This window comes from Chryseobacterium taiwanense (assembly GCF_000813825.1).
GTDB lineage: Bacteria > Bacteroidota > Bacteroidia > Flavobacteriales > Weeksellaceae > Chryseobacterium > Chryseobacterium taiwanense.
Window position 1 is genome coordinate 74432 of sequence record NZ_JWTA01000008.1, and the last position, 19587, is coordinate 94018.

The window sequence follows — 19587 nt, forward strand, 5'->3', positions numbered from 1 at the left end:
GTATGAGTAAAATTAGAATAGCGATTGTTGATGATCATAAACTTTTTAGGCAAGGTATAAGATCTATCATAGATACAGCTTCAGATATAGAAATTGTTTTTGAGGCAGATAACGGTGTGGATTGTATGAATAAATTGAAAAGGACTCACAATGGTCCTACAATAATTTTGATGGATCTGGAAATGCCTGAAATGGATGGATTGCAATTACAAGAAATCATATCTCGTGATTTTCCGGATATTAAAGTGATCATTATTTCTCTTCATTCAAATCAGAGGATTATGGCAAGAATGATACAACAGGGCGCATCTGGATATTTGCTTAAAAATTGCGAAAAAGAAGAAATGCTCGAGGCTATTAAAAGCACTTACAATAATGGATTCTATATTAATCAGCAAACACTGTTAGCTCTTAAAGAAAGTCATGCGACAAAAATACCCAAAAGAGATTTATTGGGCTACGAAGTAGAAATTTCCAATAGAGAAGTTGAAGTTTTAAAATTATTGTGCAGTCAGTTTAATACAAATGAAATTGCAGAAAAACTTTTCATAAGTCCTAGAACTGTTGAGGGGCACAGGAATAATCTGTTAATAAAAACCGGAGCCCGGAACACAGCGGGCTTGATTATATTCGCCATTAAAAATAAATATTTTGATATTCTTTAAAATACATAAAAGCAAGTAGAAATACCTGCTTTTTTTTTCGGTTGTTTATGCGCTGTTTTCCCGCTGATAATTCCTCTTACTTTGTTTTATAATCAAATGACAATTTAAATAATGTTTAACAAATCAAAACAAAGATTATGGGACAAGGTGGAAAAATTCTAATCAGTAACAAATCTTCCTATACATGGAAGAGAAGACACATTCATTCTTATCAGATGAATTCTTGGGATCGCAATTTTCCTGAAACAATTTCTCCTGGAGAATCTGTATCAGTATATGTTGAGTGGAATGAAGGAGCATTTAAAAACAAAAAAGATGATAGTGCAGAAGCATTTTATAGCTCAGAGACTGGTGGGATGGAACTTAATTTTTCAGCTCGGGCTAAAGATGGTTTTAATTTATTTCTGCAATGTCAGAACTTTAGTGATCCATGTGCTAAATCCGGCGAAAACAAAAAGTTGGGGTGGAGTCATGACGGAGTGATTGCAGTCACGATTGTTGGAAATCAAAATCGAGCAGGAATCATTGCAAATAATTATTCTCTTGCAAATTGGATGTCTTTTTTAGATGATCATAAGTTCCTGTCACAGTTAACAATTCCAGGAACTCATGATTCGGGTGCTCTTTACGGTGGAGATCTTGTAAAATGTCAAAACTTAAGCTTCAGCGAACAGTTAGATTTAGGAATCCGTTTCCTGGATGTTAGGTGCAGACATATTGATAACTCCTTCGCTATTCATCATGGAATGGTTTATCAAAATCAAAACTTTAATGGAGTTTTGAATGCATGCTATTCTTTTCTGAATAATCACCCAGGGGAAACAATTTTTATGTGCGTAAAACATGAGTATGATGATAAAAATGTCTCTCGATCATTTGAAGAAACTTTTAATGATTATATCGGAAATTCCTTTGATAAATGGTATTTGAAAAATGATATTCCAGTTTTAAAAGATATCAGAGGCAAAATTGTGCTGTTGAGAAGGTTCAATGCAAACTCTCCAATTGGAATTCAAGCACATGGAAATTGGAATGATAACGATACTTTTTCTTGGAATATTCAAGGAACTGACAAAACGGTTTCGGTTCAAGATGCCTATAAGGTGAATACCTTATTTAATATAGGGGATAAGTGGTCAAAAGTAAAAGATTTGCTTGATAAAACTTCTCAAAATAATGGAAAAACATTGTTCATCAATTTTACGAGTGGTGTTTCAGCTGGTGCATATCCTTATTCCGTAGCTTACCAAAATAATGGTATCAACAGAAGGCTTCAACAGTATTTGCTAGAGGCAGAAAGAAAACAGCTAGGGGTATTTGCAATGGATTTTCCAGAGCGACCTACGGGAAGTCTGATTCCTTTGTTAGTTAAAACTAATTTTTAAGTATTTATAAAATCATCAAAATAAATCATATTATGAAAAAACAAGACATTAACAAGTATATAAAAGGTCTTAATTATGATGCAAGATCACTATTAAGCACAATTAGTGAAGATCATCCTGAAACGCTTCCAGGAAAAAGTAAAACTACTACTAACAGTGTAATAATCTGTACAAATAAGAAAAGAGATATTTCGAATAATATTGATGAAATTTCTCTTTTATCACCTTCTAATGGGATTGTTTTTCCGGGAGCAATTGTACGTGCTAACCGCAGTCTAGCGGAAGGCAAACCTCAAGCGGTTGCCATTAATAGAGCCGCTGTTAAAATATTGATCAATTTACCTGGAATGGATGACTCATCTGTGGTCATTGAAAATCCTACTTTCTCAAATGTAGTACAGGGGGTTGATAAGCTTGTAAGAAACTGGATTGAACATATTTTACCTCAAGGATATGACCATTCTGCTCTGGTCACATCGAAGATTACAAAAGCTTATTCTGATAGCCAACTTTCTCTTGATTTAGGATTTAATGCTTCTTGGGCAGATAATTCAATCAAAAGTCAATTTAAATTTGAGAAAACTGCAAATAAATCTACAACGATTGCTATGTTTAAGCAGGTATTCTATACAGTCGCTATTGATCCTATTTCAACACCGGCGGATGCTTTCGACGAAGAAGTTTCACTTGAAGATATAAAATCAGAATTCGACGATACAAATCCTCCTGCCTATGTAGAGTCTGTAGATTATGGAAGGATGATTATGGTAAGAATGGATACTGAATCAAGTGCAACAAAAACAGATCTTGAAGCTACTTTAAAATATGCTACTAAGGGAGGTCTCAACATTTCTTCTGAAGATAGATCAAAGTATGAAAGCCTTGCAAAAAGCTCGAGTTTTTCAATAACAATTATTGGAGGTGGGGCAAAGATAAGCAGTAAGGTTATATATGGTGGAGATTTTGACGAAGTAAGGAAAATTTTAGAAAATGGAATTCAGTTAAATAAAGATAATCCAGGCTTGCCTATTGCTTACAAAGTAAATTTTCTTAAAGATCATCAACTGGCTACAATGCCCGTTACTGCAAGTTATGTAGAGACAGAATGCATTGAACATCCATCAGGTTATATTGAGCTGGCTCAATATGGTTGGTATGTCGGTAAATGGGAAGTTGAGTGGGATGAACATAATGAAAAAGGTGAAATTATACCTCAATCTTTTTCATCAGGAGAGGTTACTTCGCCTTATAAAAAAATAGTCATTCTACCCGGCGATGCTCATAATGTTAGGATAAAAGCATTTTCTGCAACAGGTCTATTTTGGGATCCGTGGAGAGAAGCAATTAATAAGGTAGAAAATGGTCCTACAAATTACACGTATGAAATTTCAGGAACATCCTTGGAGCCAACCAGCACAGTAATCAAAAACTCATAATAATTTATTACAGACAATCTAAAAGATTGTCTGTATATAATCTTAACATTTAAATTAATTTACGATGAGTATAATTAAACAAAAAGGAATATTTTCCTGTGAAAGCGATCCAAAATTGGATGCTGATATTATAATGACATGCGCAATAGTAGGGCATGCTTACGAAAGATTAAAAAGTGGAAAAAACTTTAGAATTGACTTTGAAATTACCAATCCCACAAACATATCGGAGAAAGAAGATTTGAAAACAATCAACGATCATCATTTATGTGTTTCAAAAATCAATAAAGCTCTTCAAAACAGTGATCTTCCAAAAAGTTCTGTGATGCAGCTCGGAATTACTCCCATTTATGATAAAAGTGCAAAGGTTATTATAGGAGGAACCGGTGATATGCCTTTTACCGATGAGGAAAGATATGATCCAGGTGTTTGGAATGAATATGCTGCAAAAGAACTTTATGATCTAACTTTAGGTAACAAAAAAGATGAGCAGGGGAATGTTATCCGGATTGGTTATCAGGGGTTTGGTGCATATACAGGTTTTGTTTCAGGACGATCTGATGGTCAGAGTAATTTGTTCTGTACTTACAGGTTTAAAATCCCGGATGAAGGAAGAAGATGGATTCCAACAGAGATTAAAAATATGAAACTCGGAGCAGAACTGGGGAAATTGGATGAGCAAAGGTTGGCTTGGGGAGTGATAGAGAATAATCAAAAACAATTAAAGGTTCAAAAAGAACAAGGAATGTATTTTATGGACGAAGATAAATCGAAGAAATACCAAGGGAAATTAGACTCTGATTCTATTGTCGGCTATGTACATGGAATGATTCAGGCAGTTTATGATGTTGAAATGCATAAATATATACATCCAGGTAAAGCTTCAGGAGTACCTTATGAGATTGCTATAGGAAAAGTAACATTAAACATCAAAGGTAAAGAAGAGGTATATGAGACCACAAAACTCGGATCTTGTTTTGCCTGTTCAGTGTTTATGGAAGCTAACGGTTATCCGGCATCATCGACTCACCTTGGAAGAGGAGATTCATGGAGCATAGCGCATCATGTCTTAGATCATAGTGATACCTCACAGTCCAAATCTAAAAAGAAATGTAATGAGAAATGGGCAGCTTACTGTAAAACTATTCTAGAAAGTGGTATGAAATGTTTGGTTAGTAAAGATGTACAGTTAATTAATGTTACACATGAAAGAAGCTTTGCAGAATTAAAAGCTTTTGCATACAAAACAAAATCTACAATGGACTTTGGAAATCTAATTCTTGATGCATTGACTGTACATAAGAAGGATTATGATAGAGTTAATGCTTCGATAATATAAAATTTAGGTAATTATCTAGTGGGTTTTATCAAATTTTATTATTTCTAAAAATAAATTAACAATCTATCGACCAAGAAAGGAGATTATAAACTTAAAATTTTTTTAAATTTAATATACTCAAATATTTCACATCTTAAATGATTTTGAAAGTCTTGCATTTTATTTAAATCTTAAATAAAAGCGTTTGAAAACTTTACTTCTGCGGTCACAATGCAAAAAAAAACAACCTGCTGTTTTACAGTAGGTTGTTTTTTGAAGATTTAATAGCTTCTGAAGGTTTATGGAATAAGTTTATAATTCCATGTATTTCCTTTATTAGGTAAATTATTTTTCACCATAAATCACATTCGCACTAAAATCAATCGCTACTTTACCGTTAGGGTAGGTATCATTTATTGTTGTATAAATTTCATCTTTTATTTTTTGCTTCAATGTATCGTCTGCCATACTTAATGAATTGACAACAGGGCCAACGACTTCTGATACGAAACTCCAGTAAACATCTGCGGTACCACAGTTCAGTTTATCTTCAATGTTTTTTTGAGAAATGTTTTTGAACCCTACTTTGGAAAATAAATCAACCATTAAATTTTCTTCAGCACAGCGGAACATTCCCGGAGCACCGGGTAATGGGGGTGGCAATGTCATATTTCTGTTCACACTGGACATCGCTGTGGTGAACCAGAGATTTTTATCGGGGCCATTCCATACCGATGCTGCTATACGTCCTCCGGGTTTCAGTACACGAATCATTTCGGTGGCTGCCATTAGCATATCCGGAAAAAACATAAAGCCCATTCGACAACTGATGACATCGAAGGTGTTGTCCTGAAAAGGAAGTTCACTCACATCACAAACTACGGTTTCAATATTCTTTATTCCTCTTTGAGCTGCATTTTCTCGGGCTACTTCAAGCATACCTTCAGCAAGGTCAGTCATGATAACTTTTCCATTGTTGAGCATGGCTGCAATTGTTAAACCCGGCTCACCTGTTCCGGTTGCAATATCAAGAACATAGTCATCCCCGTGTGGCGCAAGTTTTCGAATAATCTCCTCGCCAACAGGCTTAAGAAAATCCATTGTAAGCTTATCCCATTTTTTCCAGCCGGGAGAAGACTGATTCCAAGTTTTTTTCTGCAAATTGCGGATTTGTTCTAGTTGGGTTTCCATTTGTCATTGTTTTTAATTGTTGCTTACTCTTTCGGGTTTTCAGCTTCTCCCTTTAATATCTTGCGATTAGGTCTAAGTTTTTATGCTGCCAAGAGCATAATGCATTCTGAAAAAGTATTGGCGGAGTGGGGATGAGAGGTAATTGAACGTTCATTCGGACTGGATGAAGCCAATATTTTTTGACAACACTAAGTTACAAAAAAAGAAATTGTAAAGTATTGAAAACTAAATAAATAAAACAGCAACAAAAATATTGTGTTTTTTTAGGGAAATAATGTTTCTACAGGGTTGAGACTTAAAAATTTTTAAGCTGTTTATAAAAAATAAGCTCTCAGAAATGAGAGCTTATTCATTTAAAAAATTATTATTCTTTGATGAATTTCTTCTAAACCGAAGTTGAATCATCTTGAATATCGATTATATACATTCCATTAACAAAATGTAGGAAAGCAGATTCATCAAGATTTAAATAGTTTGTTACTTCTTAATAAACTTGGATTTAAAGAAATCGTTTCCTTTATCTTCAATAGTAATCATATAAGTCCCTTTTGTTAATGCTGAAACATTAATTATTCCACCATTCATATCTCCCTTACTTACTAATTGCCCTGCAACGTTATAAATTTTATATGTTGCTTTATCTGAAACTTTTGTTACGTTTAAGAAATCTGTCGTTGGGTTGGGATAAATATTTATATCATTTTTTGTTCTTACTTCAGATGTTGACAATGAAGAACTAGTGATAGTGACTCTACCGTTACCCGTAGTATCAGGATTAGTAACAAAACCAGAACCACCAAATGCAATGGTAGTACCCGCTGTCACCCCTCCGATATAAGAAGAACCTCCACCACCAGCACCTTGCGATGATGAAGTATTACCAGTAGCACCGCCGCCGCCGCCATAATAGCCGCCGCCGCCACCGCCGCCGCCAGATTTACTAGCTGCTGTACCTCCATTTCCACCAATTCCCAATACTCCAGCCGTTCCGGCTATATTATTGGTAGCTCCATTAGCAGCTCCTCCGGCAGTTTGTGTACCTCCGGCTCCAAAGTAGGTGTTTCCTCCGTTTCCACCTGAAGTTCCACCTCCATTTCCACCTGGATAAGTAGTACTATATACACCGCCGCCGCCGCCGGCAGCAACAATAATTCTGTCCGCATAGGTAGTATTTTGTGTTGTTCTGATATCAGTTCCGCCACCACCACCACCTGCGCGATACGAAGTAGCTGTTGTATAATTATTTTGACCAGAATCTCCTCCGCCATTCCAACCGCCTGAATAAACAGTACCAGCACCGGTACCCGTAGCATCAGTTCCTTTACCACCAACATAAATATAATAAGTTGTAGAAGTAGAAACGTTTAGGGTACCTTTAGAATAACCTCCTTTACCTCCATTGGCTATTAAAGCACTCTGATAGCCACCACCGCCATTTGCACCCCACATTTCTATCTCATATGAACCTGCGGCAAGGGTTACTGATTGTACAGTTCCTGTATAAGAGAAAGTCTGTGCTTGTGCCTGATTAACAGATAAAATAGTACCAAATAACATAAAAAACGAGGCTTTAGTTTTCAGTCCCCATATCTTAAGTTTTGATTGTTGTGTAATTTTTTTCATGATTTTAAATTTAACGTATTAAACATATGATTTAACCCCGTTGCTTCCATTTTCGCCGTTAAATTGGCGATTGGGTTACCGCTAGAGGTTTTCATATAAACAGCCACTATATTTCCTGACGGAGATATAGCAGCAAAATCAGACGGAGAATATATTAATTGTCTGAAATTGGATGTTGGCTCACTTGTAAATAACATCGTATTACTTACACAATGAGCACTACCATCATACTCATACTGCAACCCAAAACTTTGCATTGATAGTAAAATGGCTAGAAAAAAAAGTAGATTTTTTAGATGTATACAATTCTTATTGATTAAACATTAACTTCATTATTTGTTTATTTAAATGAATGTGTTTTTTACTAGATTATAATTTATTTCCTGTGATTGATATTTAGGTTGAATTAAAGAAAAAAGAATTTGTAATGTTGTAAAGATGTTGTTTCATAGGCTATATTATTTAAATGTTAGAATATGGAATTAATAAATTTATTTAAAATATGTAATTAAAAATTAAATATATAAAAAAAATAGTATTAAATATTCAATTAAAATAGTGATTCATATGTGTTTTCCGTTTTTGTAAAATTTCATAAGTTAATATAAATCTTAGCAAATCCGAATTCAGTTTACTATTTTCTAAAAAACGGCTAATTATCTTTTGATATGATAATAATATGTTTGAGAATGATAATAAACGCTCATCATCTTAGTATACCTTTGTTATTAATTAGAATAATTAAAAATAAATTATGTATACGATTGCACATCAATTAATTAAAAAATGGGGAATAGGATTCGGATTACTTGTTTTGGGGAATTTGCATGCTCAACAATGGGAAAATGTCGGAGGAACTGCAGCTGTTTCAGCGGGTGGGAGCAGTTTTAATAATCTTGTGATTGATAATGTAGGAAACTATTATCTGTCTTATTATGATCTGTCGGTTTCAAAAGGTTCAGTTCAGAAGTTTAATGGAACTTCATGGGCATATGTAGGAGGAAGTGCCGGAATTACGACAAGTTATGCTACCTACAACTCATTGTCAATTGATCCTTCAGGAACAAATATATATTATACCAATCAGGGAACAGGTTTTGAGGCAAGACAATTCAATGGGAGTTCATGGGTTGTTTTACCAAAAGTTTCAACGAGTACAACAAACTATCAGGCTTCTGCAGTTTCTGCTTCCAATGTATTAGTTACTTACGGAAGTTATGGAAGCGGGACGGTAAAACGTTATGTAAACGGAGCTTGGGAACAGGTAGGAAATGCAGGATTTTCCAGTGGAGCCGAATTTGCAGAAATGGTGATTGGAACCAATAATATCATTTACACCGCTAATGTTTCCAGTGGTTTAAAAGTGTATCAAAACTCTGTGAATGCTTCAGCATCTGATGCATGGTCTCTTGTAGGCGGAAGTATTGTGGATAACGCTTCTTCAGGAGAGCAATATACGTCAGATCTTGCGATTGATGGGAATAATAATCTTTATGTAGCCTACGTTTCAACGACTTCGGCAGGTAAAAAAGTAAACGTTAAAAAATTTGACGGAACTTCATGGACACAGGTTGGAAATGCCAATTTTTCAAATGGCATAACGCAACATGTTGCATTGGCTGTAACTGCTTCCGGAACCCCTTATGTGGTTGCTAGCAGATGGGAAAATGACAATTTCTTAAGAAATACGGTGTATAAGTTAGATACTGCGACTCAAAACTGGGTAACATTTGGTGGAGATTTCATTTCTGCGGGACAGGCTACATACAATGATCTTACAGTCGATAATATTAATAATTATTTGGTTTTAGCCTATTCTGAGAATAACACGATTGTGAAGAGAATAGCATTATCTACTAATACTAGTCCGGTTTGTAACAATACAGATCCGGGGAATACTCCGGGGGATATTGGTTGCGTAACTTTTAATTATAACGCGCAATCGATTACATATGCTACGGTAAGAGGAGCTGACGGAAAAATCTGGTTACAGCAAAACTTAGGAAGTACAAAAGTGGCTTCTTCACTTACCGATGAAGAGGCTTATGGTGACCTTTTCCAATGGGGAAGATGGGCAGACGGGCATCAAAAAAGAAATTCGGTTCTGAACGGAACGGCGCCTTCACCTAACAATCCTCAAGGAATTACTGCTGGAAGTGCTTCTTTTTATTCTGCAGGTTATAATTCAGGTTCAAACTGGTGGTCAAACGGTCAGACAAGCGATACTTGGGACGGAGAAACTACATCTTCCGCAAACGGTACAACAGGCGTTGATCCTTGTAAAGAAATCGGAACCAACTGGAGACTTCCTTCCATTGGCGAAGTGGAAAATGTTGTAAGTGCAGAAAATATTTCAGATATTAATTCAGCTTTGTCAAGTAATTTAAAACTGGTTCCTGCCGGAATGAGAGATTATAGCGGAATTTTTTCACCAGGTACACGTCTATACCTTTGGTCATCTACTTCATCACCTTATACAGGATCCGGACAGCATTTATATATAAGCCCAAATGTTGCCATTACTAACAGTATGGGAAGAGACGGAGGGCAGTCAGTACGATGTGTTAAAGATTTTACAGCATTGGGAACCACTGAGAATACTCCGAAAATAAACGTAGGAATTTATCCGAATCCGACCAAAGGAATTCTTTATATTAAAGCTGATACCTTAATTGATAATGTAAATGTTTACAATGTGGCAGGTCAGAAATTAAATGTGAAATTCAACAGTAATCAGATTGATCTTGAATCTGTGCCTAAAGGAGTTTACATTGTGGAAATAAAATTAAAAGGCGGAAATACTTTAACTAAAAAAATTATCAAAAATTAAAATACTCTACGCTTGAGTAATAACAAAGGGCTTTTTAAAGTCCTTTTGTTTTGCGTTAAAATAATTTATATCATGAAGAAGTTTTTAGTTACAGGTTTTGTTGCGCTTTTGGCTTTGTGTCATCAAATAAATGCCCAATCTTATCAGCTATCAGGAAATCCGGTGAATACCACTGGGTGGAGCTTAGTTCCTTCTGCTACCGTAAATACAGATTTTATTCAGCTTACAGCAGATCAAATCAGTCAGGTGGGAGGCATAAAACTGGATGATCCTATCAATCTTAAGTATTGTGACAAATGGAAAGTGGAATTTGATTTTAGAATAGACGGAAACGGTACCACCAGCTATGGACGGGGTGATGGTTTTGCTTTTTGGTATTTAGCCAATCCACCGGCATCTTATGTTCAGGGAGCAGGTCTGGGAATTCCGAGCAATGCAAGTGGGTTGATGGTAGCATTTGATATTTTCAACAACAGTTCTGAAGGACAGATGAGCAAAGTGCATGTATTGTATGGAACCAACAATCTTCCGGCCGGAAATAATAATATTGAGTATAATAATACCGCAAACAGTACTTATCATACCCCCGATCTGATTTCGACTATTCCTTTTGTTGGAAGTACTTACAGACACGTTGAGGTAAACGGAGAAATTGATCCGAACAATACTGCCAATTGGATCATTATCATTAAGATTGATAATAATACAGTGGTTAATCAGTCTTTTGTACCTTCCGGCGGCGCGGCAACCATGACACAGGGATATTTCGGATTTTCAGCTTCTACAGGAGCGGCAAGTGCAAGACATTCCATCAAAAACGTAAAAGTATATGTAGATAAAGTTCCTTTGCTTCAGAATACGGTAACGCCTTCAGAAACGTGTCCGAATGCTCTTACGGGAGTTGTGACAACAGATTTAACATCGTTTAATGCTCAATTTGTCAATAATCCTGCCAACTATACTTTTACCTATATAGTGAACGGAACTCAGGTTACCAATCCTTCCAGCTATCAGTTTTCAGTAAACACAACGGTGAATGTAATTGTAAAAGATAACAGCGGAACTTTTTGTGACAATCCCGATGCGAAGATTATTTTAACCCCTAAAGACGTTGAAAAGATGGATGCGACCCTATTCGGTTGCCCGATGAATGGTTTTGCTGTTTTTGATCTTACACAGGCTAATGTAACTCCGCTTACCAATATAACGAAACAATTTTATAGGACACTTGCGGACTTAAACTCCGGAACAAATGAAATTACGAATCCTGCAACTTTTTCATCAGCAGAAGGTGAGGTTTATGTTAAAATTAATACAGCAACAGGATGTACTGCAATTGCTAAAATTTCTTTAAAGTTATATCCTGTTCCGACGGTGAATGAAACTACCCTAAGAAGCTGTTTCAATACAAATAATGTTTCAACAGGAACTTTTAACCTTACTCAGGCACCCGTAACTACGGAAACAGGAATTACCAAAAAGTATTTCATCAATTACAATGATGCTCTTGCAGGAATTAATGAAATTTCTAATCCTCAAGCTTATATTTCTGCGAACGGATCGGTTTACATCAAAGTAATCAACAGTAATGGATGCGGAAGTATCGCTAAAGTAACGTTAAATGTAATCCCTCCTGTCTATTCTGAAACACTGAAAGATCAGATTATTTGTATGGAAGACACAACAACTCTTGATGCAGGCGCGAATTTTTCATCTTATTTATGGAGTACGGGAGCAACGACTCAAAGTATTACCCATGTTGGAGTAGGAACGTATTGGGTGGATCTTAAAAGCGGAGAATGTGTGTTGAGACAGGAAGTAAAAGTAATTCCATCAGAATCTCCCGTCATTAAAGGAATCAATTTGGAAGGTAATACAGCAATTGTTGAGGTGAAAGGAGGAAAAGCTCCGTACCAGTATTCTTTGGACGGTATTCAATGGCAGGAATCTAATGTATTTTCCAATTTAACAAGAGGAGAAAATACGTTTTATGTGAAAGACTTTTACAATTGTGATCCTGTAGTGGTAACCGTTACCGTTCCGAATCTTGTCAATGTAATTACACCAAACGGTGATGGATACAACGATGTAATTAATTATTCTGAATTGGGCTACAAGAAAAATTTAACTTTCGTTATCTACGACAGATATGGAAATAAAGTTTTTGAAGGAAACTCTTTTAATAATTATACCTGGAACGGAACAATTCAGGGCAGAAAAGTACCTACGCAAACGTATTGGTATCATATTTCCTGGGATGAACTATCGAAAGAAAGACCTAAAATTGTTTTTACAGGTTGGGTATTATTAAAGAATAGAGATTAATTCAAATATTGTAAATCGAAGGATTGACGGGAATCGTTCTTTTAAGGAAGTTCTTCAGGTCAGTAACGATAAAATTTCTTTATAAAAACAGCCTCACTTATCTGTAAGTGAGGCTGTTTTTTCTTTTTATATCTTAAAAAATGCTGTTTATTTAATATGATATCAACTTTTGAGAAATGATTGTTAATCTATCTTTATTCGCGCCATTATATCACCAAATTCCTGACCATCGAGGAAAGCTTCCACGTGAGTTATTTTATTGTCCGTAAAGGTCATGTTCCAGGAGTAGGTTGACCGGTAGGGCTTACCGTCAAGAGCCGTAGCCTTTCCATCCCAAATGACAATGACTGTATTTCCATCTTGATAGACGTTTCTCACGGTCGGTTTGATCTTTACGGACAGTTTTTTATTCAGTGGAATGATTACTTCGTCCAAAAATTGCTGTTTGCTATGGTAGGTTTTTGACCATTGGGTACTACCATTGATTCGCCACTCAAGGTTATCTGCAAGCAGGTCAAAAACATCACTCGTTCCTTTTTGTGCCCATGCATCAAATGCGCTACTAACGATTTCTTTTTTCGTCTGGGCATTTACGTTTTGGTTACTTAATCCTGTTAACATGCTAATTACGAGTATTAAAATTGTTGTTTTCATTACTTTAATAATTATTTATGATGGAGATGGAATATCCTATTTATAGAATTGAATTTTCAAATGAAATTAAAATGCTAAAATCAGAAGAATCTTATCATACTTAGTATTGTACATCTTAGATCAATCCATTTTCTTCTTATTGATAAAAAGAATTATTTGAACTTACGCTCTTCCTCTTTTATCTCTGCATCATTAATGCTGGCAAATCTTCTCTGCATTAAACCATTTTCATCATATTCCCAGTTTTCATTTCCATAAGCCCGATACCATTTTCCATCAACTGTTTGGTACTCATATTCAAAGCGTACGGCGATACGGTTATCCGTATGTGCCCAATACTCTTTTTTGAGTTTATAATTCAGTTCCCTTTTCCATTTACCGCTGAGAAATTTTATAATTTCCTCGCGTCCATTGATAAACTGATCACGGTTACGCCATTCGCTGTCAAGAGTATATGCTAAAGCTACTCTTTCCGGATCTTGGCTATTCCAACCGTCTTCTGCCAATTGTATTTTTTCTAATGCGGTCTCCAAGGTAAAAGGAGGCACTGGATATCTCTTTTCCATTTTTTTACGGATTAATGTTTACTAATTTTTTGTTTCTAGACTAACTTGTTCTGCAACGTCATCATGATCTGTTGAAGTAATGGTGTCATACCATTGTCCAATTTCAGTATTGAATTTTTCCATTTTTTGCTGAAAATAATGTAAGGTGTCTTTTCCTACAGGAAGATGTACGGGAGGATGCTCTGACGCTGCAAGTTTTACGATTACTTGCGCGAATTTTTTCGGGTCACCAGGTTGATTGTAGCTTATCTGAGAAGCTGCCTCGCGCATTTTTCCGGAAGTTTCTGCATAATCTTCAATCAGATTTTTTGCAGTGTTTAAAGAAGATCCATCCAAGAAATTGGTGCGGAAATATCCCGGAGCCACAACTGTTGCGTGAATACCAAGGGGGGCAGTTTCAATAGCCAATGCTTCGGTTATTCCTTCTACTGCAAATTTTGTGGCACAATATAAACCCCATCCTGCAGATGCTCTCAGTCCACCAACGGACGATATATTTATGATATGACCTGAGCGCTGAGCTCTCAGATAGGGAAGAACAGAACGTGTTACATTCAAGAGCCCAAATACATTGGTATCATACATTTTGCGGTTTTCAGCATCACTTCCTTCTTCAATGGCACTCAGAAGACCAAATCCTGCGTTATTGACCAAAACGTCTATTCTTCCGAAATGGGTAAGGGCAGCATCGACAGCTTTCTGTATTTGCTCTTCGTTAGTAACGTCCATGGTTACTGCAAAAAAGTTCTCATTATTAATTTCCTGTGAAAGGTTTTCCGGTTGTTTACGAACCGTTCCTACTACTTTGTCTCCAGCGGCAAGCGCTGCTTTGGTAATTTCTAGACCGAAGCCTCTTGATGCTCCTGTAATCAACCAGACTTTACTGTTTTTTGTGTTACTCATTTTGATAAGATTTTATATTAATTTGATAACACAAATTTCAGGTAAACTCAAAGGCTAATTTATATCAATAGTAAATGAGATGTTATGAATTTCAAAGAAATGGCAAAAAATTAAGCGGTCATGTAGCTTTTTCTGAATTCTCCCGGGGTGATTCCTACGTTCTTTTTAAAAAAAGCACTAAAATTAGGTTGTTCTGCATATCCTACAGCATAAGCGACCTGTTGCAATGACCAATGGGTCTGTAATAACAGCGCTTTACATTCCTCCAATAATCGATTCTTTATATGGGTACTGATATTTACCCCAGTATGTTTTTTTAAAAGACTGTTCAGGTAATTAGGGTGTAGATGCAAACTGTCAGCAAATTCCTTAGCTGTTCTCATACGTAAAGGATTGGAAAAATTTACATCCGACAACTCTTCTTCCAAAAGTCCAAAGAAATGATGGATGTGGCCAAAGTCGTCTGTTACAGTATTAGCCTCTGGAAACGTAGCATTTTTAATGCTCTCAATAATGATAAACTGTAAAAATACCTGTAAAGTATCTTCAGCGTATGCTTCTTTTTCCTTTATTTGAGTATGCATCTGGTCAAATAGATTGTTGACTGTCTTTGTACTCGACTGATCCAATTTAATGATACTTTTATTGGGGTTATTGAAAATTTCGTATTTATCAACGGCTGCCTTTAAGGCTGGGTGCTGTTCAATATACCTTTTTTTAAATAAGCAGTAATGTCCAGCTCCATCATTGTTGGGAGTAAAGTTTTGCCAAGAGATAATTTCATTTGGATGAAGGAACAGGATAGTAGGCTCATTAATTTCGTAACTGTTCATACCATGTGTGAATATCCCACTTCCGGAGCTGATAAAAAGGATTTTGTAAAAATCTCTTCGATTCGGAGAAAGGTAATTGTTACAGGGGATCTGGTTGCGGTTCACGACACGGATATTCCATGTTTCATAATAATCTAATGAAATAGGGAGCTGTGTAGGGATATCATTTAATCGTTGAATATCTGGGTTGGTATTCATAGCCTAAATTTTAAGATATTATCAAATATAAAAAAAACGCCGGCAAGAAACCGGCAGTTTTAATAATTTAAAATCTCGTTTTATTAAATTTTGTTTTCCCAAGCTTGAAGTTGATGGTCTTTAAGCATATCTTCAATCACTTTAGGAACGACATTTCTGAATTTTCCTTCGTCAGCAGGAACGATATCGATCATACGGTCGATCATTTCTGTTGCATCCATTTTTCCTTCTGGGGTAGCAAAGAAATCATCAAAGCCTTTACGCAGGTCAGCTCTTTTTGTGAAGTTTACTTCATCATCTAACCAACGGAACGGATTATCTGCCATTGTTTCGTTGTAACCCGTATAGTATGCTCCCGGATTTATAGTCTGTATCTTGATGCCATAGGCAGCTAGCTCTTGTTGCATTGCCTCAGCTAAAGATTCAAGTGCATGTTTTGTAGATACATAAGTTCCCCAGTTGGCAGGTGTAAATAATCCTCCCATTGAAGAAGTGAATACTACTTTTCCTTTTTTACCTTCTCTTACCCATTTTTGAACTACGCCTTGTGTTAGTACCAATGGCAGAAATACATTTACTTCAAAGTTTTTTCTCACAATATCGACTGGAATTTCCCAAACAGGTCCTGCTTCTCCCATTCCGGCATTATTCCAAAGTATATCAAAATCCCATTTTATCGCTTGTTTAATGTCATAATGGTCTGTAAGATCCAAACGTTCTACTCTGATTTTATCAGATAATCCTAAGGCAGCAACCTCTTCTCTAAGTGGTGTTACCTGTGATGAAACATGTACTGTTGCAATAATATTGTGACCATTTTTAGCCATTCCGATTGCTGCTCCTTTTCCGAATCCTGATCCTGCTCCTGTAATTAAAATTGTTTTTGTTGACATGATAGTTGGTTTAAAAAATTGATAATTGATTTGTTGAATTATACTATGTAATTTTTGTTTTTATAAAATGCTTCCGGCCGTTGCTATCTCCAGATCCTGATCAGGACTTCCACCTGAAACTCCTATATATCCGATGATTTCATCATTTTCTTTGACAGGAAGACCTCCTTTAAAGCCTACGAGCCCTCCGCTTGTATTGATGAGTCCGTGAGCGGCAGCAGCGGGTTCTAAAAATGAGCCGACTTGTTCTGAGCTCATTCTGAAGAGCATTGCGGTTTTAGCTTTTTGCAGGGCAACATCTATAGAGCCTAGAAATGCGTTGTCCATACGTTCGAATAGTTTTAGATAACCATAGTTATCAACGATTGCAACATCAGCAGCAACACCAATTGAGTTTGCCTTTTCCTTTGCCAATGTCATTGCTTTTTGCGCTGAGAGTAATTTGATTTCCATTGTTAGGTTTATTTAAATGTTAAACTTTGTTTTCTAATGAAGATTTAATCATGTTTAAAATCTTGCTCTTAATTCTATTGACAAAGTTCAGATATACAGGCAGATGGTTTAATATGAAGATTAATGCTTTTGTTATGAATTTCAAAGATTTTGTCAAATTTGTACTATCTGAATATTTTTTAACAGTTATTATAGTACGTTAAGGGGTAATCCTGCATCTCGGCGGGGATTTATTACCATATTTTTTGATGTGCTAGATTAACAGAATTGTATTGGAATGAGCTAGATCTAATACTTGATTTTTTTTGTAAAGTGTTGCTATTTAAATGATTGAATTTATTTTCTATTTGAATTGTTAAAAAAAAATGCTATTTTTAGGTGCTTAAGCCTTGAACTTCTAACCTATTGTATCGCCATGAGAATTTCAAATAAGCCATTAATGCCTTTAGTAACGGGCATGACGAAGATAAGAGACTGTATTAGATCTTTGGAATTAACAGTTTCTGATTATCTTGACCATGAAGATTTTTCAATTGTCAAGATAGAAGACCTTGGTTTTCAATTGCCATTTCACTCACACACCTTCAGACCGGATTTCTTTTCCATTGCCATTATAGACTCGGCTGAATGTTATTTTGAAGTTGGAAACGAATCCTATTATCTCACTTCAAATTGGGTACTGTTTACCCAGCCGGATGTTTTTGTGTCCTGTCGTTTTTTATCTTTTGAAAGAGCCTATTACATAACCTTCAGTGCGGATTTTTTACGAGAATATGGTTATATGAGTATCAATAAATTTGCGATATGCTCCAATGCGGTAGCTTTTGATTTAAACTCTCAGATGATGGGTAAAATAAAAGAGACCTGCTCAAATTTATATGCAGAAGCAACCTCTAATTCATTATTTAAGTATGATATCATTGGAAATTTACTGTCGGGATTGTTATTGGAACTTCAGAAAATGGAGGAGAACAAAATCGGTGGATTGACTGCCTTAATAACCAATAGGGAAACGGAAATGGTGAATGGATTTTTTCTGAATCTGGAAAAGAACATATCCGAATTGTTTTTGGGAAAAACAGACCGGGTAAATAGGATCAGTGATTATGCCATGTTACAACATGTTCAATGTAATTATTTGTCTAGTATGGTTTATCGTAATACAGGGAAAACTGCCAGTTTTTGGATACATCAGAAAATAATAGATGATATTATGTATTTACTAAAATACTCCAATAAATCCATAAAAGAAATCTCCTTTATGTATGGATTTTATGAAGTTGCAAACTTTAGTTCATATTTCAGAAAGCACGCCGGAATATCTCCTAACCGATTTCGTCAGCTCTGTAGGATTTATCATTTGAACACCTAATTTTTTTAAATGAAGTATTATGGACGACAGGATTGATCATATTTTTGATGAGGAAGGCAAAAGTTTTTTGGAGTCTGTGTTATCGGCCGAAATTATAAAAGAAGATGTTACTAAGCAGGATCTCTATCAATTGCGTGGTCATTTACCGTATAAAACACTATCATATTGTTCAAATACCTATACTATAATTTTAGTAATAGATGGGCAAGGTCTTTATAAGAGAGACAATACCGCTGTAGAAATCGAGCCTTTCTCTATATTATTGAATAAGCCAAATAGCCAGTGTCAAATTACGTGGTATCGGATTGGCCAAGCTTATTGTTATAAATTTAGTGAACAATTCTTACTTCGATATGCTGGCGTCAGTCTGTACAAAATGTTTCCCTTTCTTTTATTTGAATGTACGGCTCCGTCTATATTAAATAGAGAAATCTATAATAAACTAGTGAATATCTGTGTAAAAATTGATGATGAATTCAGATTGAAATCGATGTACAGGAAATATATGCTTGCCAATTTGTTAGTTCGACTACTGCTGAATATGAAGCAGACCTTTTGGCCTTTTTATCAGTATACAAATATAGAAAATAGGGGCCGAGATATATTAAAGAATTTCACCAAACATTTGGAAGAGCAGTATGAGCAGATCGAAAAAGGAAAGCAATGTAAACAGTTGCGTGTAAAAGATTATGCTGGTAAGCAATCCCTTCACGAAAATTATTTTTCACAGCATATCAAACTGAAATCTGGTAAAACTGCCAAACAGTGGATCGATGAAAAGGCTTGCGTGGTAGCAATCCATATGATTCAAAGTTCGACAAGATCTGTTAAAGAAATTGCGTATTTATTAGGCTTTTCTTATACTTCTCAGTTGACAGCATTTATTAAGAAAATGTCTGGTAATAATCCTACCTTTTACAGGGAAAGCCGATAAGATGTTAT

The 19587-nt window shown here is 35.7% G+C and carries 16 protein-coding genes; 8 read left to right on the forward strand and 8 right to left on the reverse strand.

What is annotated here, in order from left to right; genetic code table 11:
• The first annotated feature begins 2 nt into the window (after positions 1-2).
• The 4 genes from RM51_RS11010 (at position 3) to RM51_RS11025 (ending at position 4825) form a co-directional block, all read left to right on the forward strand.
• Complete coding sequence (locus RM51_RS11010; RefSeq protein ID WP_039369070.1) at positions 3-665, forward strand: response regulator transcription factor; 663 nt, start codon at positions 3-5, stop codon at positions 663-665.
• A 137-nt stretch (positions 666-802) separates the two neighbouring features.
• Positions 803-2050, forward strand: coding sequence for a phosphatidylinositol-specific phospholipase C (locus RM51_RS11015; RefSeq protein WP_052248476.1), 1248 nt, complete (start codon positions 803-805; stop codon positions 2048-2050).
• A gap of 32 nt (positions 2051-2082) precedes the next feature.
• Positions 2083-3486, forward strand: coding sequence for a thiol-activated cytolysin family protein (locus tag RM51_RS11020; protein ID WP_039369073.1), 1404 nt, complete (start codon positions 2083-2085; stop codon positions 3484-3486).
• A 64-nt stretch (positions 3487-3550) separates the two neighbouring features.
• Positions 3551-4825, forward strand: coding sequence for a hypothetical protein (locus tag RM51_RS11025; RefSeq protein WP_039369076.1), 1275 nt, complete (start codon positions 3551-3553; stop codon positions 4823-4825).
• A 324-nt stretch (positions 4826-5149) separates the two neighbouring features.
• Here RM51_RS11025 and RM51_RS11030 read toward each other — a convergent pair whose 3' ends face one another.
• Both RM51_RS11030 and RM51_RS19130 read right to left on the reverse strand, forming a co-directional pair.
• A complete protein-coding gene (locus RM51_RS11030) occupies positions 5150-5995 on the reverse strand; it encodes a class I SAM-dependent methyltransferase (RefSeq protein ID WP_039369079.1) in 846 nt (281 codons plus the stop codon).
• 477 nt (positions 5996-6472) lie between these two features.
• Positions 6473-7618 carry a glycine-rich protein gene (locus RM51_RS19130; protein ID WP_052248477.1) on the reverse strand — a complete coding sequence of 382 codons (1146 nt, stop codon included), beginning with the start codon at positions 7616-7618 and terminating at the stop codon, positions 6473-6475.
• A gap of 754 nt (positions 7619-8372) precedes the next feature.
• Here RM51_RS19130 and RM51_RS11045 point away from each other — a divergent pair.
• Together RM51_RS11045 and RM51_RS19135 are read left to right on the forward strand one after the other, a co-directional pair.
• Positions 8373-10448 carry a T9SS type A sorting domain-containing protein gene (locus RM51_RS11045; RefSeq protein ID WP_039369085.1) on the forward strand — a complete coding sequence of 692 codons (2076 nt, stop codon included), beginning with the start codon at positions 8373-8375 and terminating at the stop codon, positions 10446-10448.
• Positions 10449-10520: 72 nt separating this feature from the next.
• On the forward strand, positions 10521-12773 hold the full coding sequence (locus RM51_RS19135) for a T9SS type B sorting domain-containing protein (RefSeq protein ID WP_052248478.1): 2253 nt from the start codon (positions 10521-10523) through the stop codon (positions 12771-12773).
• A 183-nt stretch (positions 12774-12956) separates the two neighbouring features.
• On the opposite strand, the gene RM51_RS11055 is transcribed toward RM51_RS19135, so the two are convergent.
• From RM51_RS11055 to RM51_RS11080, 6 genes are all read right to left on the reverse strand, one after another.
• Entirely contained in the window at positions 12957-13427 is a 471-nt protein-coding gene (locus RM51_RS11055; RefSeq protein WP_039369088.1) for a nuclear transport factor 2 family protein, read from the reverse strand.
• A 152-nt stretch (positions 13428-13579) separates the two neighbouring features.
• Complete coding sequence (locus RM51_RS11060; protein ID WP_039369092.1) at positions 13580-13993, reverse strand: nuclear transport factor 2 family protein; 414 nt, start codon at positions 13991-13993, stop codon at positions 13580-13582.
• A 21-nt stretch (positions 13994-14014) separates the two neighbouring features.
• Positions 14015-14896: an oxidoreductase gene (locus tag RM51_RS11065; RefSeq protein ID WP_039369096.1), complete on the reverse strand. Its 882-nt coding sequence runs from the start codon at positions 14894-14896 to the stop codon at positions 14015-14017.
• Between the two features lie 110 nt (positions 14897-15006).
• Positions 15007-15927, reverse strand: coding sequence for an AraC family transcriptional regulator (locus RM51_RS11070; protein ID WP_039369099.1), 921 nt, complete (start codon positions 15925-15927; stop codon positions 15007-15009).
• An 83-nt stretch (positions 15928-16010) separates the two neighbouring features.
• The gene (locus RM51_RS11075; RefSeq protein ID WP_039369102.1) at positions 16011-16820 is read right to left on the reverse strand and encodes an SDR family oxidoreductase; all 810 of its coding nucleotides are present in this window, start codon (positions 16818-16820) and stop codon (positions 16011-16013) included.
• A 60-nt stretch (positions 16821-16880) separates the two neighbouring features.
• Entirely contained in the window at positions 16881-17273 is a 393-nt protein-coding gene (locus RM51_RS11080; RefSeq protein ID WP_039369104.1) for a GlcG/HbpS family heme-binding protein, read from the reverse strand.
• 439 nt (positions 17274-17712) lie between these two features.
• On the opposite strand from RM51_RS11080, the gene RM51_RS11085 reads away from it, so the two are divergent.
• Together RM51_RS11085 and RM51_RS11090 are read left to right on the forward strand one after the other, a co-directional pair.
• Positions 17713-18645 (forward strand): helix-turn-helix domain-containing protein, encoded by a 933-nt coding sequence (locus tag RM51_RS11085; RefSeq protein WP_039369106.1) that lies wholly within the window; start codon positions 17713-17715, stop codon positions 18643-18645.
• Between the two features lie 19 nt (positions 18646-18664).
• Complete coding sequence (locus RM51_RS11090) at positions 18665-19579, forward strand: helix-turn-helix domain-containing protein (RefSeq protein WP_039369107.1); 915 nt, start codon at positions 18665-18667, stop codon at positions 19577-19579.
• Positions 19580-19587 lie beyond the last annotated feature (8 nt).